Here is a 24,141-nt window from a genome sequence, read left to right as displayed (position 1 = left end):
TTATTGTTCATTTAATAAATCATAAATAATTTGATTGGCTGCGGGCGTATTTATTTTTTTTAGTTCTTGAATCATTAACTCTTTTTGCTCGGAACTAATTTGAGGTATTGGTTTTACAAATTCTTTTGGTGTTGCTTGTTCAAAAAATAAAGAATCAGTCCATTCGTTTCTTATCCCATCAATAACCAAATGTATTCTGTCTTCTTTTCCATGATTTGAAACTGAATGGGTAAAATTTGCATCAATATACCAGCATTCACCTTCATTCATAATTAAACGTTTATTATCTAAAATAAACATCACTTCACTATTTGTAATTATGGGAATGTGTATTCGGAAACAACCATCTTCATAGCCTAAACAATGGTCTTTGTGTGGTTTAATTTCGGCACCAACAGATAAACGCAACAATCTAACAGCTGTTTTTTTAAATTGAAATTGTTCTAATATTTCTTTAAAATAATTACAAGAAAGTAATATATCAGTATAAATTACTTCGTCATTTCCAGTATTTAGAGCATAAATATTATCCCATTTTCCACCTTGAGACATTAATGCAATGGAAGACCAATCACCCTCATAATCATTAGTATTATAATGATTTATCCATTTTTTTGACATGACGTTCTCAACATCTTTTTTTAGACGTATTATGTCAAATTTAAAAGGAAATTTTATAGATCTAATTAATTCACTCATCACTTAATCTCTTAACCATTTTATCATTGTAGGAAAAGGTTTTTTTCCTTCTTGCGAAGCACGATCCTTACTTATTGTTAGTCCCATCCATTCTAAAAGAGGCAATCCAATATAGTTTTTATTAGTATAATTCTCAATCAACCAAGGAGATTCATTTTTATATCCATTTGGGTGAAAAACAAACTCGATAGGTAATTCTAAATAACATGAAGCAGCATAAGACCAGAGCATCGAAACAATTTCGTCTCCTTGTGTTGGCCAATCTTTAGGCATAGAATGGGTACCAATTAATTTTCTTTCTTCCGAAGTTGTAACTGCTAAGTGTCCTGCTTCATGCAAAATATCGCCAGGATATAATAATTTATCAAAATCTATTTCGATGCAATTTGAGGCTATTGCTAAACCTGGTAAAAAAGTATTATCCTCTAATTCTTTTTCAACTACATTAATATCTATTTCTTTTAAAAAATGTAAAATCTTAATTACTTCTGGCGTTTCTTTCACGGCTATCATTTGTATAAAAATAACAAAAAAAATTAAATAGTGGTTGGGATCAAATCACAATACCAAAATCCGAAATCGAAAGCATCGGAACTGCTCGTATCACAAGCGGTATTAGAAGATTCTTGTTTGGGTTTTTCGTATTTTTTATATACAATTTCTCCAATTTCAAATTCGATAGGTTTTTTAAAAATTGGCCCATCGAAAGTAAAAGTATGAAACTCTCCATTTTCACCACAAACATCAACATCATCAGGCAAATCGGCAATAAACTGGGCATCTATAATTCTTCCAACGAAACTTTTGTCAAGATTTCTCTCATTAACACAAACTACAATAGTTTTGAAACCTAAATCTAGAAATTCTTTGATTAAATCTTTGGTAGGAATTTTCCATAATGGAAAAATACCTTCAAACTCCATTTTAGCTAATTTATCTTCTCGATATTTTCGTAAATCTTCTAGAAAAATATCCCCAAAAATAGAATGGGTAACATCTTTTTCTTTAAATTTATTTAAGGTTTCTCGCATCACTTCTTCATAATCTTCCATGCTAGGCATTTCGGGAATTTCCATGATATGAAGAGGCAAATTAATACTTTCAGCTTGTTGTTCTAACAATTCAGTACGAACGCCATGCATAGAAATTCGATTGTATTTTTTATTGACACTCGTAAGTAAAGAAACAATCTCTATTTCCGAATTTTGCAAAGTTTTATATAATGCCAAGGCAGAATCTTTTCCGCTACTCCAATTAAAAACGGCTTTTTTTCTCACAATTTTTTATTTGAGTGTAAACTTACTAAAAAGTCAGAAATTCCTTTGTATTTTTGAACTTTAGATTATAACAATATGAAATATATTTTTCTTTTATTTTCCATGTTTTCTTTTGCGCAACAAACGAAAAAAGTTGATTTCACAAAATGTTCAGCTAATATAAATCTGAATAGTGAAGCAAAGTCTGTAAATGGTAGTGTTGGCTATGATTTTAGTGTGAAATCTACAATCGATACAATCAGAATTGATTGCAAAAATATGACTTTTTATAATGTTTTAATTAATGGAAAACCAGTTAAATATAAAAATAATGATAAAGAGTTATTGCTTTTTGAAGGTTTTAAAAAAGGGAAAAACAGATTAAATTTTAACTATTATGCAACACCAAAACAAACGTTATATTTTATAGGACAAGACGAAAATTTACAAATCTGGACGCAAGGACAAGGAAAATATACGAGTCATTGGTTACCTAGTTTTGATGATGTAAATGAGAAAGTAATCTTTAATTTAACTATAGCTTTCGATTCTGATTATCAAGTAATTTCTAATGGAAAATTAGTTAAAAATACTGAAAATAAGGCTTTCAAATCTTGGTATTACCAAATGCAAAAACCAATGTCTTCTTATCTTGTTATGATGGCAATAGGAAAATTCGAAAAGCAAGCTTTAAATTCGAAATCAGGAATTGTTTTAGAACAATATTTAAAATTAGAAGACAAAAATAAATTTGCATCAACCTATAAATATTCAAAGGAAATATTCGATTTTTTTGAAACAGAAATAGGAGTGAAGTATCCTTGGGAAATATACAAACAAGTTGCGGTAAACGATTTTTTATATGCAGGAATGGAAAACACATCGGCAACTATTTTTGCACAAGATTTTGTTGTAGATGAGATAGGTTTTAATGATAGAAATTATATTAATGTGAATGCACATGAGTTGGCACACCAATGGTTTGGTGATATGATTACTGCAAAATCTGGTAAAGATCATTGGTTGCAAGAAGGTTTTGCGAGTTATTATGCGCTTTTGGCAGAAAAGAAAATTTTTGGAGAAGATCATTTTAATTATCAATTGCTAAAAATAGCTGAGGAACTAAAAATTGCTAGTAAAACGGATACGATTCCAATTCTAAATGAAAAAGCCAGTTCGCTTTCTTTTTACAAAAAAGGAGCTTGGGCTTTGCATATTTTAAGAGAAGGAATTGGAGAGAAAAACTTTCAAAAAGCAGTAAAAAACTATCTAAACAAATACAAGTTTAAAAATGTAGTTACAGATGATTTTTTGGCTGAAATAAAGAAAGTCTCTAATTATGATGTAGCTAATTTTAAGAAAAATTGGCTGGAAAAATCAGGTTTTAATGTTGGTGAAGCCATTACTATTTTAAGCAATAATAAATTTATAAATGAATATTTAGATTTACAAAAAAACGAAAGTATTCCATTTGCAGATAAAAAAAATCAGTTAGAAACTATTTTGAAATCAGATGCTTTTTATCCAATTAAACAAGAAATAATAGTTCAATTGGAAGCTATTTCTTTCGATGAGAAAAAGGAATTAATACAACTAGCCATGCAAAGTAACGATGTGAATATTCGCCAAGCTGTTGCAGAAACAATGACCAATATTCCTTTAGAATTCAAAGAGCAATATGAAAGTTTTTTAGATGATAAATCTTACGCAACAAGAGAAATAGCCTTGCAAAATTTGTGGGCACAATTTCCTAAAAACAGAATACAATTACTAGAAAAATCGAAAGATTGGCAAGGAAATAATGATAAAAATCTTCGTATTATTTGGCTTACATTGGCTTTAGGAACAAAGGAATATGAGCCAACAAAAAAAGCCGAATTATATAACGAAATTGTAAATTATGCTTCTACAAGTTTCGATAGTTCTATTAGGCAAAATGCATTAGAGATTTTAATTAAAATAAAACCATCAGATGAAAGATTTTTGCAATCTTTAGTCAATGCGACAACACATCACAAATGGCAGTTTGTAAAATTTGCTAAAGAAACCATTCGTGGAATGATTAAAAAAGAAGAATTTAGAAAATTGTTTGAAGACTTATTACCTAAACTTGTCGATAAGGAAAAAGTGAGCTTAGAAAATTTGTTAAACAAATAACCGAATCAACGAATAACCAAATCTCGTGTAACGGCTGTTGGCAGTAGTCTTTTTTTATTCTAATTTTAGGTTTATGTTATTCCGTTTTTGTTCATTTTCAAACTCAATTTTCGTAAACGGTCCTAATCGAGTATTTTCTAACTTATTTATAATCCAGTAATTTATTTTGTTTTTGAATATTTTTTTGTAAAAAGAATTATTTTGTAAAATACTATCAACAACGTTTTTTATTTTCAAAGATTTATCAAAGTAGTTCTCCTTTAATCCACGTTTTTTGATTTGATAATAAATTAAACTATCAGATTTTATTGCCTTAATGATTTCCGGAGTTGTTATTTTTTCATAATCTTTATCATTTCGTTCTTTTAAAAATCCATCATAAATCATTAATCTAGTTATTAAATCTTCTTTCAATAATTTTTTGTGTTTTGTGATTTTAGGTTTCTGTTTCGCAATTATAAATTTCTCATTGAATTTATATTCTATAACTTTTGAATAAATTTCTGTACCTGTAAATAGATTATTTGGTACGATAGTATTATTCATCATTACATAATCATTTCCCAAATCTATAGATTTACTTCCAGGAAATAAACTTCCGATAAAAATTAAAAAGGTAAATAATTGTCGCTGAATCCAATTCATAATCTATTTTCTGCGGTTTTTTGGTCGTATTACTGCCAACAAATAATCTAAATAATTCTTCCCACTTCATCTTTCAAAAAAGATAAAGCAATCGTGCTCGGAGATTGGTTGTCAAGTAAGTCTCTCAAAATTGCTTCACGAAGTTTATTTGCAGAATCTACTTTTTCATTTATGTTCGTTTTGCGAATATTTTGAATAGTCGTATTTTTTGCTGTTTGTATTAGAGTCCAACACTCGTCAGTTACATAAATTTGTTGTGTAATATTATGTTCGTATTCTTGGTTTATATGCTCGATAATTAGGTTTTCGTATTGGTTTTTATCCGAAGAAAAAGGAGTAACTCTAATTAGTAAATTGGAAGGATTAATGCGTTCTAAAAACAAAGCCATACGCTCATACGCCTGCAAACGCAGAGGCAATGAACCTTTCTGGTTTTCTTTTTGCAATAACCAACGACGCGTATTTTGCTGGTCTTTAAAATAAGAATTAAACAAATAATAAGCTACACCACCAGTAATTAAAGAAGGTAAAGTATATGCTAGTATTTCTATTATTTTTGAGTTATCCATTTTATTAAAATTGATTTGTTGAAATTATAATTGATTTTTTATTTTGCAAATAAACTCAAAAAAATAATTGTAATACAACTTTTCTAAACGTATTTTTGAATTTTAAAACCATATAAATTTTATGAAAAAAAATATTTGCCTTCTATTATTAGTTATATTTTCATTTAAAGGTTTTTCTCAGGAAAAACAAACAATTTACTATTTACAAGACATTATATCTAAGAAACCTATAGAAAATGCTACCATTAGTATTAAAAATTCGAATTTTGGAACGATTTCAAATGAGGAAGGAGCTTTCCAAATTGCAGTAAAAAGTGATTCTGAGATTTCGATTTCACATTTAGAATACAAAAAACATAGTCTTAAACTCTCAGACCTAGATAATGATTCTAAAATAATTTATTTAGAGCAAAATATATTAGAATTAGAAGATGTAATAGTGACAAAAGAACCTATTGAACAATTGTTATTAAAGGCAATAAATATTTCAAAATCTAAGTTTAACAAACCTATAGTCTTAAACACATACTACCGTGAATTTCTTAAAGTAAATGATAAATACACCAGATTTACAGATGGTTTAATAGATTTCCACATGAATGGAAATACGAAAAAAACAGATTCAGATTTGATTGTGAATCAAAGTAGAGCGGCAAAATTAATTAGTGATGATGATGAGACTTTAGATTTAGCTTCAGGTTTGGATGTTCGTAAAGCAACTACAAAACAATATAATTTTTATACAATAGAAAAAATATTATACGATAGTAAAAATTATCAAGATTATGATTTTGAACTAAAATCTAAAATTGAAAAATCTGGAAATGAAGTTTATATTATAAATTTTCAACCAAAAGCAGATCTTAAAAAATATCTTTACAAAGGAACAGTAGTTTTTGACCCAAATACCTATTTAATTTCTGATCTTGAAATCGCTTCCGATCAAGCAAATATTCAATACACAAAAGTAATTAATATTCTTATTATTAAAGCATCTGTCTTAGATTTAAAGCTAAAATCATCATTTAAAGTTAGTAACGGAAATTATCTTTTGTCTTTTACGACAAGAAAAGGGAAAATTAAAATTTGGAACAAAAAGAAATATAATGAAGTTATAGAATATAAAAGTGATTTGGTTGTAACCGATTACAAAAAAGATGATCTTACGTATAGCAAAAAGTCAGTATATAATGATAAATCTTTGTACGAAAGAGGAAATCATTATACAGATAAATTTTGGCTAAAGAATAATTCAATGGTTTTAACAGACGAAGAGCAACAAGTTATTACAAAGTTAGAACAGGAAATAACAAAGTAAATTAAGTTTTAAAGACATTCTTTTGAATGTCTTTTTTTTACTACTTAATATAACTATTTTTGTAGAAATTAGGAAAGTAAAAATGCAAAAATACATCAGCCAACTTAACGAAGCACAACAAGCACCTGTCTTGCAAAAAGATGGGCCAATGATTGTTATTGCTGGAGCAGGCTCAGGAAAAACACGTGTACTTACAGTAAGAATTGCCAATTTGATGAGTCAAAATGTGGATGCTTTTAATATTCTTGCACTCACATTTACCAACAAAGCAGCACGTGAAATGAAAAAACGTATTGCCGATATCGTAGGAAATGCCGAAGCCAAAAACCTTTGGATGGGAACTTTTCACTCCGTTTTTGCTAGAATTCTTCGATCGGAAGCAGATAAATTGGGTTATCCTTCTAATTTCACGATTTATGATGCACAAGATTCGGTACGATTGATAGGTGCCATTATCAAAGAAATGCAATTGGACAAAGATATTTACAAACCCAAGCAAGTTTTTAGTAAAATATCGTCTTATAAAAATAGTTTAATTACTGTAAAAGCCTACTTCAATAATCCAGAATTGCAAGAATCTGATGCGATGGCAAAGAAGCCTCGTTTGGGCGAAATTTACCAGAATTATGTCGAAAGATGTTTCAAAGCTGGTGCCATGGATTTTGATGATTTATTACTAAAAACCAACGAATTACTAACCCGTTTTCCTGAAGTTCTCATGAAATATCAGGATCGTTTCCGATATATTCTCGTCGATGAGTACCAAGATACAAATCATTCGCAATATCTAATTGTTCGAGCGCTGTCTGATAGATTTCAAAATATCTGTGTGGTTGGTGACGATGCACAAAGTATTTACGGTTTTCGTGGTGCCAACATTAATAATATTTTAAATTTTCAGAAAGATTACGAAAATGTGAAAATGTTTCGACTGGAACAAAATTATCGTTCCTCAAAAAATATAGTTGAAGCAGCAAATTCTGTCATCGATAAAAATAAAACAAAACTCGATAAAGTAGTTTGGACGGCCAATGATTTTGGTCAAAAAATAAAAGTAAACCGAAGCGTAACCGACAATGATGAAGGTCGTTTTGTAGCTGGAGAAATCTGGACGCAAAAGATGACAAATCAGATGACCAATGGTCAGTTTGCCATTTTGTATCGCACCAACGCACAATCTCGTGCTATGGAGGATGCTTTGAGAAAACGTGATATTCCGTACCGAATTTATGGCGGATTATCTTTCTATCAAAGGAAAGAAATAAAAGACGTGTTGTGTTATTTGCGTTTGGTAATTAATCCAAAAGACGAAGAAGCACTCATTCGTGTTATTAATTATCCAGCACGTGGAATAGGAGATACGACTGTCGAAAAATTAACTATTGCTGCCAATCATTACAAGCGTTCCATTTTTGAAGTGATGGAGGTCATTGATAAAATTGATTTAAAATTAAATTCTGGAACCAAAACAAAGTTGCAAGATTTTGTAACTATGATTAAAAGTTTTCAGGTTATTAATGAAACCCAAGATGCCTTTTTTCTTGCCGATCATGTAGCAAAAAAAACAGGATATATTCAGGAACTCAAAAAAGACGGAACACCAGAAGGAATCGCTCGAATTGAAAATATAGAAGAATTACTAAACGGTATTAAGGATTTTACCGATGGCCAAGTAGAAGTAGACGGTGCTCGTGGTGCTTTATCAGAGTTTTTAGAAGATGTTGCCCTTGCCACCGATTTAGACAAAGATACTTCCGATGAAGATCGAGTAGCACTAATGACCATTCACCTAGCAAAAGGATTAGAATTTCCCACCGTTTTTGTGGTAGGAATGGAAGAAGATTTGTTTCCAAGTGCCATGAGTATGAGTACCCGAAGTGAACTCGAGGAAGAACGCCGATTGTTTTATGTAGCGCTCACTCGTGCCGAACATCAGGCATATTTGACCTATGCGCAATCGCGTTATCGTTGGGGAAAACTCACAGATAGTGAACCTTCGCGATTTATCGAGGAAATAGATGGCGAATATTTAGAATATCTCACGCCACCAGAAACAAATTATAGATACAAACCTCAAATAGATCATGATATTTTTGGTGATGTAGACAAATCTAAACTAAGATTGGCAAAACCCATTACAGGAACGCCACCCAAATATATTACAGATAACGAACCCAAATCGGACATTACTATTCGCAAACTAAAACCAGTTTCTAGTAATTCTGGATCTAGTAATGCTAATTTATTTGATAATAAATTGGTTGCAGGAAATATTGTCATGCACGAACGCTTCGGAAAAGGAGAAATCTTAAATCTAGAAGGTGCTGGTGCCGACAAAAAAGCGGAGATTAAATTTGAAGTGGGCGGAATTAAGAAATTGTTATTGCGTTTTGCGAAGTTAGATGTGATTGGGTAAAAAATGTTTCAAGTTATTCTAAGAACTTTAAACCTTAAACTATTTAAACTTTAAACTAAAAAAAAATGAGTCAATTCATCAAAATATATCCAGAAAATCCTAGCGAAAAGGAAATTGCTAGAGTTGTAAAAATCCTTAAAGAAGGCGGACTTATCATTTATCCAACAGATACCGTTTACGGTTTGGGTTGCGATATTACAAACACAAAGGCTTTAGAGCGAATTGCAAAAATAAAAGGAATTAAGCTCGAAAAAGCAAATTTCTCTTTTATTTGTCATGATTTGAGCAATATTTCCGATTATGTCAAACAAATAGATACTTCGACTTTTAAAATATTAAAACGAGCTTTACCAGGACCATATACTTTTATTCTACCAGGAAATAATAATTTACCAAAGGAATTCAAAAAGAAAACTACAGTAGGAATTCGTGTTCCAGACAATAATATTGCGCTAGAAATCGTAAAAATGTTAGGAAATCCAATCGTTTCAACTTCTATTCACGATGAAGATGAAGTTTTAGAATATTCTACAGATCCTGAACTTATTTTCGAAAAATGGCAAAACCTTGTCGATTTGGTTATTGATGGTGGTTATGGAGATAATCACGCTTCGACAATAATTGATCTTTCTGATGGTGAACCAGTTGTGATAAGAGAAGGAAAAGGAAGTTTAGATATTTTATAACTTCTAGAAATACTTATTTTTATAAACAGTAAACCCTTCTCAACTAAAAAGGGTTTGCTGTTTATAAAATGTTATATGATTATTGTTTTGCCGGTTTTTTCATTTCTTTTTCAATCATATCATAAAATTCATCAATTTTAGGTAGAACAACAATACGAGTTCTTCTATTTATAGATCTATTTTCAACAGAATTATTTTCTACAAGTGGAATGTATTCTCCTCTACCAGCAGCGATTAATTGTTTTGGATTTACATTATGTTCTTTAGTTAAAACACGAATTATTGCAGTAGATCTTTTTACACTCAAATCCCAATTATCTAACAAAATAGCATTTCCAGTAAACGGAACATTGTCCGTATGACCTTCAACCATACATTCAAAAGTAGGTTTATCATTGACTACTTTTGCTACTTTACCTAGAATTTCCTTTGCTCTATCACTTACAATATAACTACCGCTTTTAAACATTAGTTTATCAGCAATTGAAATAAATACAACCCCTTTTTCAACATTAATTTCTATATCTGGATCTGAAATCCCAACAGAACTTTTTAGACTAGTAACTAATGCTAAAGTAACAGAATCTTTTTTAGTTAATGCATCTTGCATTCTACTAATTTTTAGATCTTTTTCTTTTATAGTTTCTAAAGCCTTTTCAATATTTTGTGCTCCTTTAGTAGATAGGGTAGTCATATTCCCCATATTATTAATTAAATCAGAATTGTTCTTTTTTAAGTTGTCATTCTGATCTTTTAACCCAAGATAAGAAGCATTAATTCCTGATTTTTCTTCAAGACAAGCGTTTAACTTAACTGTTGCAGAATTTAATAAATCTTGTATTTCTTTATTTCTAGCTTCAGATTCAAGAAACTTTTTCTTAGAAACACAGGAAGAAGTTGTTAGTAATGAGATAATTGATAGTGATAAAAGAATTTTTTTCATAATTAATTTATTATTATAGATGTTTAAAATATTTGTTCTTCTTTATAAAATAACGGTAAACTATAGATTTTATTTTATAATAATTTTCAGATTGAATCTCGCTGCGCTTACAAATAAATTTGAAAAGGTATATGTAAAAATAAAAATGAGATTCTAAAACAGCCCAAAGATGTTTGTATTTTCCTTGTGTTAAAAAACGAATAGCAGCAATTCCGTCTAAACTTAATCGAATAAAAAGTACTGGAAATAATTTGTTGGTAGGAAGATTTTTAGTCATCATCCATAAAGAGTTTCTAAAATTTAGAAAAGTTTTTTTAGGATTTTCGGTATTTAGAGTAGCTCCTCCTACATGATAAACAGTTGATTGTCCACAATATTTAGCAATATATCGTTTATTAAATGCTCTCCAACACAAATCGATTTCTTCTTGGTGTGCAAAGAAATCGGCATCGAAACCATTTAACTCCCGAAAAACATCTTTTCTAATAAAAAAACAAGCGCCAGAAGCCCAAAATATTTCGGTAGTGTCGTTATATTGTCCGTTGTCTTTTTCGATAGTATCAAAAATGCGTCCACGACAAAAAGGAAAACCAAATTTATCTATAAAACCACCACCAGCACCAGCATATTCAAAATATTCCTTATTCTTGTAATCAAGAATTTTAGGCTGAATGATACTTGTCTTGGCTTCGTTTTCAAACAAAGAAAGAATAGGTTGTAACCAGTTTTCAGTTACTTCAATATCAGAATTTACTAAAGCATAAATTTCTTCTTCTACTTCTTGCAAAGCTTCGTTATATCCTTTAGCAAAACCAAAATTGCCTTTGTTTTGAATGATTTTTACAGTTGGGAAATTAGTTTTTACAAACAAAATCGAATCATCGGTAGAAGAGTTATCAGCTACATAAATAGAAGCTTCTTGGGAATATTGAATTATCGATGGTAAAAACTGTTCTAACAATTTTTGCCCATTCCAGTTTAATATAACTACAGCAATTTTTAGGTCTTTCATCGATTATTTAAACTCAGGAAGTTCTTTTAAAAATAAATATTTCTCGTTTTCGAAATCCATTTTACAAAAGTAATGATTTAGACCATTAGTAACCATTAAATATTCTGCTTCTAAAACCATATTATATCTTGCAATCTGATCGAAAGTGTTTTGAGAAATAGGAACTTCTGGTGCTTTACATTCTATCAATAAAAATATTTTTCCATTTGGCTGAAAAATAACAATATCATAGCGTTTAGTTAAACTATTTATTTTAATAATTTTCTCGACATTAATATATGATTTTGCGTATTTTTTTTCTTCTAACAAAAACCGAACTACGTTTTGACGTACCCATTCTTCAGGCGTGAGAATCACAAATTTTTTACGTATTTCATCAAAAATAGAAACTTTATTTTCACTATTTTTGAACCGAAATGTATAAGTTGGAAAATTCAGTTTTTGCATCTTACAAATCTATTATCAAATAAACGAATTACCAAATAACCAAATCAACTTTTTGTGGACGAAGTACTAAAAATAATTAATGATATAAAAGCTGGAAATATAAAACCTATTTATTTTTTAATGGGAGAAGAACCTTATTATATTGATAAATTGTCGGAATATATCGAGCATAATATATTACAAGAACACGAAAGAGATTTTAATCAAACGGTTTTATATGGTCGTGATGTTACTATTGAAGACGTAGTTTCGAATGCAAAACGTTATCCTATGATGGCGGATCGCCAAGTGGTAATTGTAAAAGAAGCGCAGGATTTAGTAAAAACAATAGATAAGTTAGAATCTTATGCCGAAAATCCTCAACCAACAACAGTTTTAGTCATTTGTTATAAATATAAAACTTTAGACAAACGAAAAAAAATTACCAAAATTTTAGCTCAAAAAGGAGTGGTTTACGAAAGCAAAAAGTTATATGAAAACCAAGTAGGAGAGTGGCTAAAGCGTGTTCTGTCAGGTAAAAAATTAAATATAGAACCTAAAGCCTCGACCATGTTAGTCGATTTTCTAGGACTCGATTTAAGTAAAATAGCTAACGAATTAGATAAACTGGCCATTATTTTGCCGCAAGGAAGTACAATTACACCTGCAATTATTGAAGAGAATATAGGATTTAGTAAAGATTTTAATGTTTTTGAATTCAGAAAAGCTATTGGAGAACGCAATCAATTAAAATCATACCAAATTGCAGATCACTTTGCTCAAAACCCAAAGGATAATCCTATGGTTGTCACCACAAGTTTGATTTTTAGCTTTTTTATTCAATTATTAAAATACCATGGATTAAAAGACAGAAATCCTAAAACAGTTGCGCCAATATTAGGAGTAAGTCCATTTTTCTTGAAAGATTATGATGTGGCCTTACGAAATTATCCTATGAAAAAAGTAAGTCAAATAGTAGCGTCTTTAAGAGATATTGATGTAAAAAGTAAAGGTGTTGGTGCAAATGCTTTGCCACAGTCAGATTTATTGAAAGAAATGTTAGTTAAGATTTTTAATTAACATTGAAAAATATTTAAAAAAGAACGATATTTGTACCCCTCAAATTAAATAAAAAAAGAAAGTTATGGGAATGAATAAAAATACAATTTTAGGATGGGCAACTTTAATGATGATAATTATGGGATTAATACTAATTGGTCTTGGAGCATACAGATACGCTGATATAGCTGGTTGGGGTTTTGCTACAGTAGGCTTCGGTTTTTTACTAAATGCTTGGGTTTTTAGTTCTCTAAAAGGACGTTTATAAAATATAATTTTAATAAAAAATAAGTTAGTCTAACAAGTCTAACAATCTAACTAATCTAACTAATCTAATTAATCTAATTAATCTAAATAAATGTCAGACGATAAGAAAGTAATATTCTCAATGTCAAAATTGAGTAAAACCTATCAAGGAGCGGATAAACCAGTACTAAAAAATATTTACCTAAGTTTCTTCTACGGAGCAAAAATTGGTATTCTAGGACTAAACGGTTCAGGTAAATCTTCACTTTTGAAGATTATTGCCGGAGTCGATAAAAATTACCAAGGCGATGTAGTTTTTTCACCAGGTTACACTGTTGGGTATTTAGAACAAGAACCAATTCTTGACGATTCTAAAACAGTTATCGAAATTGTTCGTGAAGGCGTTGCCGAAACAATGGCTGTTCTAGATGAGTTCAACAAGATAAACGATATGTTTGGTCTTGAAGAAAACTATTCTGATCCAGACAAGATGGACAAACTAATGGATCGACAAGCAGCTTTACAGGACAAAATAGATTCATTAGGCGCCTGGGAAATAGATACCAAACTAGAAATCGCTATGGATGCTTTGCGCACACCAGAAGCAGATACTCCAATTAAGAATTTATCTGGAGGAGAGCGTCGTCGTGTAGCATTATGTCGTTTGTTATTACAACAACCAGATGTCTTGTTATTAGATGAGCCTACGAATCACTTGGATGCAGAATCGGTGCTTTGGTTAGAGCAACATTTAGCGCAATATGCAGGAACGGTAATCGCTGTAACGCACGATAGGTATTTCTTAGATAATGTTGCAGGTTGGATTCTTGAATTAGATAGAGGAGAAGGTATTCCGTGGAAAGGGAATTATTCTTCTTGGTTAGACCAAAAATCTAGTAGAATGGCACTCGAAGAAAAAGTAGCTTCAAAACGTCGTAAAAACTTAGAGCGTGAGTTGGACTGGGTTCGTCAGGGAGCAAAAGGTCGTCAAACGAAACAAAAAGCACGTTTACAGAATTACGATAAATTATTAAATGAAGATCAAAAACAACTAGACGAAAACTTAGAAATTTATATTCCAAACGGTCCGCGTTTAGGAACAAATGTTATTGAAGCAAAAAACGTTGCCAAAGCATTTGGAGATAAATTATTATATGATAACTTAAATTTTACTTTGCCACAAGCTGGAATTGTAGGAGTTATTGGGCCAAACGGTGCTGGTAAATCAACTATTTTCAGAATGATAATGGGCGAGCAAGAAACAGACAGCGGAGAATTCTCAGTTGGAGAAACGGTAAAAATTGCTTACGTAGATCAATCGCATTCTAATATAGATCCTAACAAATCTATTTGGGAAAACTTCGCAGACGGTCAGGAACTAATTATGATGGGAGGACGACAAGTCAATTCTCGTGCCTATTTATCACGTTTTAATTTTGGTGGTGGAGAGCAAAATAAGAAAGTTTCAGCTCTTTCAGGTGGAGAACGTAACCGTTTGCACCTTGCAATGACACTAAAAGAAGAAGGAAACGTATTGTTATTAGATGAGCCAACGAATGATTTGGATGTTAATACACTTCGTGCATTAGAGGAAGGTTTAGAAAATTTCGCAGGTTGTGCTGTTGTAATTTCTCACGACAGATGGTTTTTAGATAGAATTTGCACACATATTCTAGCTTTTGAAGGAGATTCGGAAGTATATTATTTTGAAGGAGGATTTTCTGAGTATGAAGAAAATAAGAAAAAACGACTAGGTGGAGACTTAACACCGAAAAGACTGAAATATAGAAAGTTAATAAGATAATTTTTATAAAAAAATCCTGATTTATTTCAGGATTTTTTTATTTTTACCTTTCATCTCTTTTTACATGAAAATAAAATTGCTTTTTTATTTCTTCTTATTTATTTTAACTCAAAGTAATTTTGCACAAGATGTTGTACGTAATAATAAAGATGCATCTAAAATATTAAAAAAAGCAGTTGAAAGTTTTGATAGATTAGATTGTAAGGAATCTCTAAAATTTGCTCAAATTGTTTTAAAATATTCCTTAGCTAATGACGACTATCTTAATTCAGCCAAAGCATATAATATCATTGGACTTAATTATGAAGAATTTTCAGATCTTAATAGAGCAATAGATTTTTATAAAAAAGGAATAGAGTTTGCTCATAAGTCAGACAACACAAAGCTTTTAGATTATTTATATAATAATATTGGAAATTTATATAACTTTCAGTTAAATGATCCTAAAAAAGGATTGGAATACTATTTTAAATGTTACAAATACTCAAAAAAAAGTAAAAATAAAATAGAAATAGCATTTACAGAACTGAATATTGCCGATGTCTACATCAATTTGTCAAATTTTAAAACAGGAAAAAAGTATTTAGATAATATATTACCTGTTGTAAAATCATCTAACGATTATGAGATGTATATAACTTATTATACACTGTTAGCTAATTACTATGCAAATACAAATGAAGTTAAAAAAGCAGAATTTACTTATAATCTTGTAATAAATAAATTTAAAGAAAATAAAATTGAGCTATTAAAATCTAATCAACTTGACATTTATGAAGTAATATATAAGTTTTATAAAAAAAATAATGATAATATAAAAGCTTTATCTTTTTTAGAAAAACATGATAGTTTACAAAGTGCATTATATGTAAAAGAAAGAAATCAGGAAATTAAATTTGCTGGAACTACAATAGAAGTTTTGGAAATGAATAGTAAAATTCAAAAAATAGAATCTGAAAAAAAAATACAAGAACAAATAATTAATGAAGCAAACAAAACCAGTTTAATAATTATTGTTTCATTATTCTTTCTTATACTTTTAATGGGTTTTCTTTACAGAAGTTACTTAATACACAAACAAATTAATAAAAAACTTTTTGAGACTAATAATCAGCTAATAGTTGCTAACGAAAAATCTGAAGAAGCATCAATACTAAAATCTCAATTTCTTTCTAATGTAAGCCATGAACTACGAACACCCTTGTATGGAGTGATAGGAATGGCTGAAATTATAGAATCTGAGTATGTTGATATAAAAAACAATCAACATTTTAAAGCTTTAAAATTCTCATCAAATTATCTCTTAGCATTAATTAATGATGTATTAAATGTATATAAAATAGAAGATACAAAGTTTGAATTTAATTTTGATAATTTTAATATTAGAAAAGAGATATTTACTTTAAGAGAATCGTTAAACGTAATTGCAAAATCAAATAATAACGTTCTAAATATAGAAATCTCAGAAAATGTTCCTAAAACTATAAAAACTGATATAACTAGATTTTCACAAATCGTAATTAATTTAATTAGTAATTCTTTAAAATTTACTAAAAATGGAACAGTTACAATAAGAATTAATTTAATATCTGAAAATGATAAACAATTTCTGATAATTAATATTATTGATACAGGTATTGGAATCCCAAATGAATATTTAGATAAAATTTTTGAAAAATTTGTTCAAGTTGAAATTAATTTACATGAGCAATATAAAGGAACAGGATTAGGATTGTCGATAGTTAAAAAATTAGTAGAACTTTTTAAGGGGGAAATATTAGTAAAAAGTGTAGTCAATAAAGGAACTGAATTTACAGTAAAGCTGCCCTATATCGAGGCAAATCAAAAACCACATACAAGAGAGAAAGATGCAGAGAAAGTAGCTTGTAATAAGCAACTTAAAATTTTAATTGTCGAAGATAATGCCATAAATCAATTAGTCACCAAAAGATTAATAGAAAAAAACAAACATACTTGGCAAATTGCCAATAACGGATTCGAAGCATTAGCTATTATTGAAAATAATAATTTTGATTTAATTTTAATGGATATTAATATGCCAATAATGAATGGTTTTGAAGCATCTAAAGAATTAAGAAAAAGAGGTAAAACAATCCCAATTATAGCATTAACAGCATCAGATAAACAGGAAATAAATATTGAAGCCAAGGAATGTGGTATAAATGATATACTTGTAAAACCATTTAAAGAATATGAATTAGCCAATATGTTAATTAAATATATTGATTAATAAATTCTAACCATTTGCATAAATTTTTTATAAAAAGATGAAATCAATTATTTTAATACGTCATGCAAAATCTGATTGGAATTCCCCAGTTATAGATAAAAATCGAATATTAACAGATAATGGTATAAGAAATATTAAAAAAATAGCGATTGAAGCTAAAAAATATCTTCCTGAAAATTTTACAATCATATCAAGTACGGCTAATAGAGCGTCAGAAACTGCATTATTGTTTTGTAATCAGATACTTATAAATGAAAATAAAATACAGTTTAATGATGAACTTTATACTTTCGATGAAAATCAGCTTGAGAAAGAAATAAAAAAATGTGATAATAATATAGAAAACCTAATTCTTTTCGGACATAATGAGGCAATTACAAATTTTGTTAATAAATTTGGAGATAAATACATAGCAAACGTTCCAACAGCAGGATTTGTACAATTAAAATTTGAGCAAAATAGCTGGAAAGATATTAATAAAGGAAAAATGATTCGAACCATTTTTCCTAAAGAAATTTGATGATGGTAATTAATAATAATAGATATATAGACAAAGAAAAAAGCTGGTTGGCTTTTAATTTTAGAGTTTTACAAGAAGCTGCAGATGAAAGAGTTCCGTTATTAGACAGAATGCGATTTTTAGGGATTTTTTCAAATAATTTAGATGAATTTTTTAGAGTTCGTTATGCAGCGATCCGAAGATTAAGTTTAGCTGGAGAAACTGCTGAGAAAATTTTAGGAGGAATCACTTCTCAGAAATTGCTAAAGGAAATTACCGAAATTGTAATCGGTCAGCAATCAGAAAGCTTAAGAATTTTAAGTATTATCGAGAAAGAACTCGAAAATCAGAACGTATATATCATCAATGAAACCGAAATTTCTAAAGAACAAGAAAGTTTTGTAAAAGATTTTTTTATTCAGAAAGTAAGCCCAGCATTGGTAACGATTATATTGAATGATTTAGCAGAATTTCCTTTGCTCAAGGATACTTCAGGTTATTTAGCCATAAAATTGGTTATGAAACCAAAAGGAACTTTCTCTATTCTCGAAAAAATTAAAATTAAAAAAGAAATACGTTATGCAGTTATCGAAATTCCAAAAACGATAAACCGTTTTGTAGTTTTACCTTCGGTAAATGAAAAACAACACATTATACTTTTAGATGACTTAATTCGTTATAATTTGCATAATATTTTTAATATTTTCGATTATGAAAGTATTTCAGCTCACATGATAAAAATCACGCGTGACGCACAATTAGAACTTGATAGCGACTTGAATAAAAGTTTTTTAGAAAAAATATCTTCAAGTGTAAAAGACAGACGAATAGGGGAACCTGTACGTTTTATATATGATCAAACAATTGAAAAAGACACGTTAAAATTCTTTCTTCGCAATATGGAAATTGATGCAAAAGAAAGTATTATTCCAGGCGGAAGATACCATAATCGCCGAGATTATATGGATTTTCCAAACCTAGGAAGATATGATTTGTTATATAAAACAAATTTGCCACTTCCCGTTGAAGGCTTAAGCCTTGAAGGAAGTATTCTAAAAAAAATAGAAGAAAAAGATTATTTAGTAAACGCACCATATCAATCATTTTCATATATAATCAAATTTTTGCGAGAAGCTGCTTTAGATCCAAAAGTATCTGCCATAAAAATCACATTATATCGTTTGGCTAAAAACTCCCAAATCGTAAGTTCGCTTATAAATGCTGCTAAAAACGGAAAAAAAGTAACCGTTCAAATCGAATTACAAGCCCGTTTTGATGAAGCCAGTAATATTTCCTATGCAGAGCAAATGCAAACAGAAGGAATTGAACTTATTTTTGGAGTAAAAGGACTAAAAGTGCACAGCAAAGTTTGCCTAGTAGAACGTATTGATGATGAAGGAAAACTAAAACGTTATGGTATTATTTCGACAGGAAATTTTAATGAATCAACAGCCCAAGTTTATACAGATGTGACATTGCTTACAGCACATCAGCAAATTTTAAAAGATGTATCTAAAGTTTTCGAGTTCTTTCAAATAAATTATAGAGTGCATAGATACAAGCATTTAATAGTTTCTCCACATTATACAAGGACTCGTTTTAACAAATTAATAGATAAGGAAATTCTAAATTCAAGTTTAGGAAAACCAGCATTTTTAAAACTAAAAATGAATAGCTTGTCAGATAATAAAATGATTGACAAACTATATGAAGCCAGTAGAGCAGGTGTTAAAATTCAATTAATAATAAGAGGAATTTGTTCATTAATACCTGGAATAAAAGGAATGAGCGAAAACATTGAAGCCATTTCAATAGTAGATAATTATTTAGAACATTCACGAGTTTACATTTTTTGTAACAACAATGAACCAGAAGTTTACATTTCTTCTGCCGATTTTATGACTAGGAATTTAGATAGTAGAGTAGAAATTACTTGTCCTATTTATGATCAAAGTATAAAAAAAGAATTGATAGATACTTTTGATATTGGTTGGAGAGGAAATGTAAAAATCCGTTATCATTCAGAAAAATTAGATAATAAATATCGCATGAGAGGAGAAAGTTCAATTTTTAGAGCACAACTAGAAACGTATAATTATTATCGTGATAAAATTGAAGTAGTTGCTGAAAAAGTTTAGATTCTAATATTAAAAATTTTAAAATTAAGAATGATATCAATAAAAAAATATGCCGCTATCGATATAGGATCAAACGCCATGCGACTTTTGATAACTAATATTGTAGAGCAAGTTGGTAAAGAAACACAGTTTAACAAAAGTGCTTTAATTCGTGTTCCCATTCGTTTAGGACAAGACGCTTTTACTGTTGGAGAAATTACCGAAGAAAATATAGACCGTATGGTCGATGCGATGAAAGCTTTCAAATTATTAATGAAAGTATATAAAGTAGAACAATATATGGCTTGTGCTACATCGGCTATGCGTGAAGCATATAACGGAAAAGAAGTAGCTGAAATTATTAAGAAAAAAGCAGATATAAAAATTGAAATTATCGACGGAAAAAAAGAAGCTGCTATTATCGCTTCTTCAGATTTACATCAATTTATAAGAACCGAACAAACCTATCTTTATGTAGATGTTGGTGGTGGTAGTACCGAATTTTCTTTATTTTCTGACGGAAAAATGATTGCTTCAAAATCATTCAAAAACGGAACAGTTCGTTTGCTAAATAATATGGTAAATGATATTGTTTGGGAAGAAATCGAAAAATGGATTAAAATCAATACTCAGGAATATGATAATATTACATTAATTGGTTCTGGCGGAAACATAAATAAGATTTTTAAATTGTCAGGAAAGTTGCAGGAAAAACCTCTGTCTTATATGTACTTGAACACACAATATCAATATTTAAATTCATTAACCTACGAACAACGTATTGCCGAATTAGCACTAAATACAGACCGTGCCGACGTAATCATACCTGCATTAAGTATTTATCTAAAAGCGATGAAATGGAGCGGAGCTACTAAAATTTATGTTCCAAAAATTGGATTGTCTGATGGTATTGTAAAAGCAATGTATTATGGGAAAATTTAAAAAAATAATCATTATAATAGGTGTTCTATTTTTAATTGGAGGAATTCTATTTGATACTTTTTTTGCTGGAATTCCAATTCAAGATGCAACGCAAGAAATGCTAGATACTTATGATAAAAACTCATTAATTTCTAATTTTCTAATGATTTCAGGGATTTTTATTGTTTTATTAGGTTTAATTTTGAAAAAAGAAGAATAGATTTTTTATACTTATAAATCTAAATCAAATGTTTTTCTTAGCAATTCCAACGCTGGATTCATTTCTTTCAAACGATCGTATTTTTCTTGAACGGTAAAAGCTTTCTTAGTTTCGATAGATTCGTTTATTTTTATCTCAATCGTAATGTTATGATTGTGTAGTTTTCCTCGAATATAACCTAACAAGTCGTGTTTTTCGCCATCAAAATCTATTTTAGAACTTTCGTTTGGCAATTCGTGAATAATAGTTGTACCTTCTAGTTTTGGATCATCAAGTAATAATAATGATTCAAGAATTTTGTATCCTTTATCTCCTAATCTATTGGCATATTTTACCCATTGCTCGAGCATTTGTGTTTCTGTAAACGGCTCAGTAGGTAACTCATCGTGGTGTTTCTCTATAGGTTTTAGCTGCGCTTCCAATTCTCGTTTGGCCTGAATACTTTTCATAGACAAAGCAGAAACTTTTGGAGCATTTGTCATTGCATTAGACGAAGCAATCTCATCTACCTTAGGTTTTTGAACTACTTCTATAGGTTTCTGAATTTCTTCAACAATAGGATTTGCTGTTACAGGTTCCTTGATAGTTGCAACTTCTGAAACATTTTCGGAGATTTGATTAACGGTTTTAACTTCAGTAATTGAAAATCCTGAATTCCGATAATAGGTAGGTGGAATTATATATTGTTTAACTTTTTTTTTTCTCCATCAAAAGTGATAGAGGCTAGTTGCATCAAACAAAGTTCTACCAGCAATCGCTGGTTTTGAGAAACCTTAAATTTTAAATCACAATCATTAGCTAAATCTATTCCTTGCAAAAGAAAATCTTGTGAAGCTTTTTGAGATTGTGCATAATACATCTTCTGAGCTTGTTCGCCAACTTCTAGCAAAGCAATTGTTGAAGGCGTTTTGCTTACCAATAAATCTCTAAAATGAGAAGCTAGTCCAGCTACAAAATGATGTCCATCGAAACCTTTTGCTAAAATATCGTTGTAAGCCAATAGTAACTCTGGAATTTTACTTTCTAAAATTAAATTCGTTACGTTAATATACGTTTCGTAGTCCAGCACGTTCAAATTTTCAGTTACGGCTTGGCGTGTTAGATTGTTTCCACAAAACGACACAACTCTATCAAAAATTGATAAAGCATCACGCATGGCACCATCTGCTTTTTGAGCAATAATATGCAAAGCATCATCTTCGCAAATGACACCTTGACTGGCAGCAACTTCGGCTAAATGTTCTTTTGCATCTTTGACAGTAATTCGTTTAAAATCGAATATCTGACAACGAGACAATATCGTGGGGATAATTTTATGTTTTTCGGTCGTTGCCAAAATAAAAATGGCATGCTTTGGCGGTTCTTCTAATGTCTTCAAAAAAGCATTAAATGCTGCTGAAGATAACATGTGAACCTCGTCGATAATATAAACCTTGTATTGTCCTGTTTGTGGCGGGATACGAACTTGATCGATCAAATTACGAATATCATCGACCGAGTTGTTGGAAGCCGCATCTAGTTCGAAAACATTGAAAGCAAAATCTTCGTTCGGATCATCGTAACCAGGTTGGTTTATTTTTCGAGCTAAAATTCTGGCGCAAGTTGTTTTTCCTACACCACGAGGTCCAGTAAACAATAGGGCAGAAGCCAGATGATTGGTTTCTATAGCATTTAGTAAAGTATTGGTAATCGCTTGCTGTCCCACAACGTCTTTAAACGTTTGAGGTCTGTATTTACGAGCCGATACTACAAATTGTTCCATAGAAATTTATTCGAAAGCAAATATAGATTGAATAAATACGAATTCCAAATTACAATTTATTATGTATGAATAAATATTGTTAAAAATAAAAAAGAGTAATGTTTATTCGTTTGGTTATTCCAATTTTTCTTTTAAATTTGTAACCCTTGTGTAAGGTTAAACAATTTGGTTATGAATGATTATTTGACACTTTCGGAAGCTTCCGAATATATTGGTAAAAGTAAAGAAACTTTAAGACGTTGGGACAAAGAAGGTAAACTTTCTGCTGTTCGTGAACCAATGAGTAATTATCGTGTGTATAGAAAATCTGATGTAGACACCTTGTTTGCTGACTTTTTGGATACTAATATTCAAGAAACTGTTTCAAATTATGTAGAACCTCATAATAATTATACTGTTTTAGAATTGTTTGCTGGTGCTGGCGGTTTGGCAGTTGGAATGGAAAAAGCAGGTTTAAAATGCGTTGCGTTAAACGAAATTGACAAATGGGCTTGTCAAACTTTGAGAAATAATCGACCAAATTGGAATGTTTTAGAAGGTGATATTAAATCGTTTGATTTCTCCGAATATCATAATAAAGTTGATGTTGTTACTGGTGGTTTTCCTTGTCAAGCGTTTAGTTATGCAGGAAAAAAACTTGGTTTAGCTGATGCTCGTGGAACTTTATTTTATGAGTTTGCAAGAGCTGTAAAAGAGGTAAACCCTCCGATTTGTATTGGCGAAAATGTGCGTGGCTTGTTAAGTCACGAAAACGGAAAAACCTTGCAAGGGATGATTTCGATTCTTGACGAAATTGGCTATAATGTTGTTCCGGTTGAAGTTTTAAAAGCAATAAATTTTAATGTTCCACAAAAACGAGAACGTTTAATTGTTGTTGGAATTAGAAAAGATATTGATTTGAAATACGAATATCCAAAACCATATAAAAAAATCTATAATTTAAAAGATGCCTTAAAAAAAGGCGAATTATTTGATTGCAATGTTCCAAAATCAGAAGGTTCAAAATATCCAAAAAGTAAAATTGATGTTTTAGATTTGGTACCGCAAAAAGGATATTGGCGAGATTTGCCTCTTGAAATTCAAAAAGAATTTATGGGAGGAAGTTTTCATCTTGGCGGCGGAAAAACTGGAATTG

The 24,141-nt window shown here is 30.1% G+C and carries 23 protein-coding genes; 13 read left to right on the top strand and 10 right to left on the bottom strand.

Annotation, left to right across the window (positions count from 1 at the left end):
• The 3 genes from ABI549_RS01685 to ABI549_RS01675 are packed head-to-tail and all read right to left on the bottom strand — an operon-like array spanning position 1 to position 1,976.
• The gene (locus ABI549_RS01685; protein WP_348074712.1) at positions 1–699 is read right to left on the bottom strand and encodes an aspartyl/asparaginyl beta-hydroxylase domain-containing protein; all 699 of its coding nucleotides are present in this window, start codon (positions 697–699) and stop codon (positions 1–3) included.
• A 3-nt stretch (positions 700–702) separates the two neighbouring features.
• Positions 703–1,212: a hypothetical protein gene (locus tag ABI549_RS01680; protein WP_348074711.1), complete on the bottom strand. Its 510-nt coding sequence runs from the start codon at positions 1,210–1,212 to the stop codon at positions 703–705.
• Positions 1,213–1,235: 23 nt separating this feature from the next.
• Positions 1,236–1,976, bottom strand: coding sequence for a diphthine--ammonia ligase (locus tag ABI549_RS01675; protein ID WP_348074710.1), 741 nt, complete (start codon positions 1,974–1,976; stop codon positions 1,236–1,238).
• Between the two features lie 75 nt (positions 1,977–2,051).
• Here ABI549_RS01675 and ABI549_RS01670 point away from each other — a divergent pair, with 75 nt between their 5' ends.
• Complete coding sequence (locus tag ABI549_RS01670) at positions 2,052–4,112, top strand: M1 family metallopeptidase (protein ID WP_348074709.1); 2,061 nt, start codon at positions 2,052–2,054, stop codon at positions 4,110–4,112.
• 54 nt (positions 4,113–4,166) lie between these two features.
• Here ABI549_RS01670 and ABI549_RS01665 read toward each other — a convergent pair whose 3' ends face one another.
• Positions 4,167–4,757 (bottom strand): hypothetical protein, encoded by a 591-nt coding sequence (locus ABI549_RS01665; RefSeq protein WP_348074708.1) that lies wholly within the window; start codon positions 4,755–4,757, stop codon positions 4,167–4,169.
• A gap of 47 nt (positions 4,758–4,804) precedes the next feature.
• The gene (locus ABI549_RS01660; RefSeq protein ID WP_348074707.1) at positions 4,805–5,326 is read right to left on the bottom strand and encodes a hypothetical protein; all 522 of its coding nucleotides are present in this window, start codon (positions 5,324–5,326) and stop codon (positions 4,805–4,807) included.
• Between the two features lie 121 nt (positions 5,327–5,447).
• Here ABI549_RS01660 and ABI549_RS01655 point away from each other — a divergent pair, with 121 nt between their 5' ends.
• From ABI549_RS01655 to ABI549_RS01645, 3 genes are all read left to right on the top strand, one after another.
• Entirely contained in the window at positions 5,448–6,644 is a 1,197-nt protein-coding gene (locus ABI549_RS01655; protein ID WP_348074706.1) for a carboxypeptidase-like regulatory domain-containing protein, read from the top strand.
• Between the two features lie 82 nt (positions 6,645–6,726).
• Entirely contained in the window at positions 6,727–9,060 is a 2,334-nt protein-coding gene (locus tag ABI549_RS01650) for a UvrD-helicase domain-containing protein (RefSeq protein WP_348074705.1), read from the top strand.
• Between the two features lie 65 nt (positions 9,061–9,125).
• Positions 9,126–9,746, top strand: a complete 621-nt coding sequence (locus ABI549_RS01645; protein WP_348074704.1) for an L-threonylcarbamoyladenylate synthase — start codon at positions 9,126–9,128, stop codon at positions 9,744–9,746.
• 79 nt (positions 9,747–9,825) lie between these two features.
• On the opposite strand, the gene ABI549_RS01640 is transcribed toward ABI549_RS01645, so the two are convergent.
• From ABI549_RS01640 to ABI549_RS01630, 3 genes are read right to left on the bottom strand one after another with little or no spacing between them, the layout of a single operon-like run.
• Complete coding sequence (locus ABI549_RS01640; protein ID WP_348074703.1) at positions 9,826–10,689, bottom strand: OmpA family protein; 864 nt, start codon at positions 10,687–10,689, stop codon at positions 9,826–9,828.
• A gap of 13 nt (positions 10,690–10,702) precedes the next feature.
• Positions 10,703–11,701 (bottom strand): glycosyltransferase family 2 protein, encoded by a 999-nt coding sequence (locus tag ABI549_RS01635; RefSeq protein ID WP_348074702.1) that lies wholly within the window; start codon positions 11,699–11,701, stop codon positions 10,703–10,705.
• Positions 11,702–11,704: 3 nt separating this feature from the next.
• Complete coding sequence (locus ABI549_RS01630) at positions 11,705–12,148, bottom strand: type I restriction enzyme HsdR N-terminal domain-containing protein (protein ID WP_348074701.1); 444 nt, start codon at positions 12,146–12,148, stop codon at positions 11,705–11,707.
• 54 nt (positions 12,149–12,202) lie between these two features.
• Here ABI549_RS01630 and holA point away from each other — a divergent pair, with 54 nt between their 5' ends.
• The 8 genes from holA (at position 12,203) to ABI549_RS01590 (ending at position 21,244) form a co-directional block, all read left to right on the top strand.
• A complete protein-coding gene (gene holA / locus ABI549_RS01625; protein WP_348074700.1) occupies positions 12,203–13,207 on the top strand; it encodes a DNA polymerase III subunit delta in 1,005 nt (334 codons plus the stop codon).
• Positions 13,208–13,271: 64 nt separating this feature from the next.
• Positions 13,272–13,454, top strand: a complete 183-nt coding sequence (locus ABI549_RS01620; RefSeq protein ID WP_348074699.1) for a CAL67264 family membrane protein — start codon at positions 13,272–13,274, stop codon at positions 13,452–13,454.
• Positions 13,455–13,544: 90 nt separating this feature from the next.
• On the top strand, positions 13,545–15,236 hold the full coding sequence (gene ettA, locus ABI549_RS01615) for an energy-dependent translational throttle protein EttA (RefSeq protein ID WP_348074698.1): 1,692 nt from the start codon (positions 13,545–13,547) through the stop codon (positions 15,234–15,236).
• 64 nt (positions 15,237–15,300) lie between these two features.
• Positions 15,301–17,487: a response regulator gene (locus ABI549_RS01610; protein ID WP_348074697.1), complete on the top strand. Its 2,187-nt coding sequence runs from the start codon at positions 15,301–15,303 to the stop codon at positions 17,485–17,487.
• 37 nt (positions 17,488–17,524) lie between these two features.
• Positions 17,525–18,007 (top strand): histidine phosphatase family protein, encoded by a 483-nt coding sequence (locus ABI549_RS01605; protein ID WP_348074696.1) that lies wholly within the window; start codon positions 17,525–17,527, stop codon positions 18,005–18,007.
• Between the two features lie 2 nt (positions 18,008–18,009).
• On the top strand, positions 18,010–20,124 hold the full coding sequence (gene ppk1, locus ABI549_RS01600; protein ID WP_348074783.1) for a polyphosphate kinase 1: 2,115 nt from the start codon (positions 18,010–18,012) through the stop codon (positions 20,122–20,124).
• Positions 20,125–20,154: 30 nt separating this feature from the next.
• On the top strand, positions 20,155–21,045 hold the full coding sequence (locus tag ABI549_RS01595; RefSeq protein WP_348074695.1) for an exopolyphosphatase: 891 nt from the start codon (positions 20,155–20,157) through the stop codon (positions 21,043–21,045).
• Positions 21,032–21,244 (top strand): hypothetical protein, encoded by a 213-nt coding sequence (locus ABI549_RS01590; protein ID WP_348074694.1) that lies wholly within the window; start codon positions 21,032–21,034, stop codon positions 21,242–21,244. The genes ABI549_RS01595 and ABI549_RS01590 overlap by 14 nt, the downstream gene beginning before the upstream one ends.
• Before the next feature lie 11 nt (positions 21,245–21,255).
• Here the strand turns inward: ABI549_RS01590 and ABI549_RS01585 are convergent, their stop codons facing one another.
• Positions 21,256–21,726: a DNA polymerase III subunit gamma/tau gene (locus ABI549_RS01585; RefSeq protein WP_348074693.1), complete on the bottom strand. Its 471-nt coding sequence runs from the start codon at positions 21,724–21,726 to the stop codon at positions 21,256–21,258.
• A gap of 194 nt (positions 21,727–21,920) precedes the next feature.
• On the bottom strand, positions 21,921–23,006 hold the full coding sequence (gene dnaX, locus ABI549_RS01580) for a DNA polymerase III subunit gamma/tau (protein WP_348074692.1): 1,086 nt from the start codon (positions 23,004–23,006) through the stop codon (positions 21,921–21,923).
• 165 nt (positions 23,007–23,171) lie between these two features.
• Between dnaX and dcm the strand changes: the two genes are divergently transcribed.
• Positions 23,172–24,141, top strand: a 970-nt coding sequence (gene dcm / locus ABI549_RS01575) for a DNA (cytosine-5-)-methyltransferase (RefSeq protein WP_348074691.1), incomplete at its 3' end; no start/stop codon positions are given.

The sequence above is a fragment of the Flavobacterium sp. genome (genome assembly GCF_039932285.1).
In the GTDB taxonomy this organism is placed as follows: Bacteria; Bacteroidota; Bacteroidia; order Flavobacteriales; family Flavobacteriaceae; genus Flavobacterium.
Note: the sequence above shows the minus strand (reverse complement) of the source record. Positions and strands in the feature narration are given on the sequence as shown.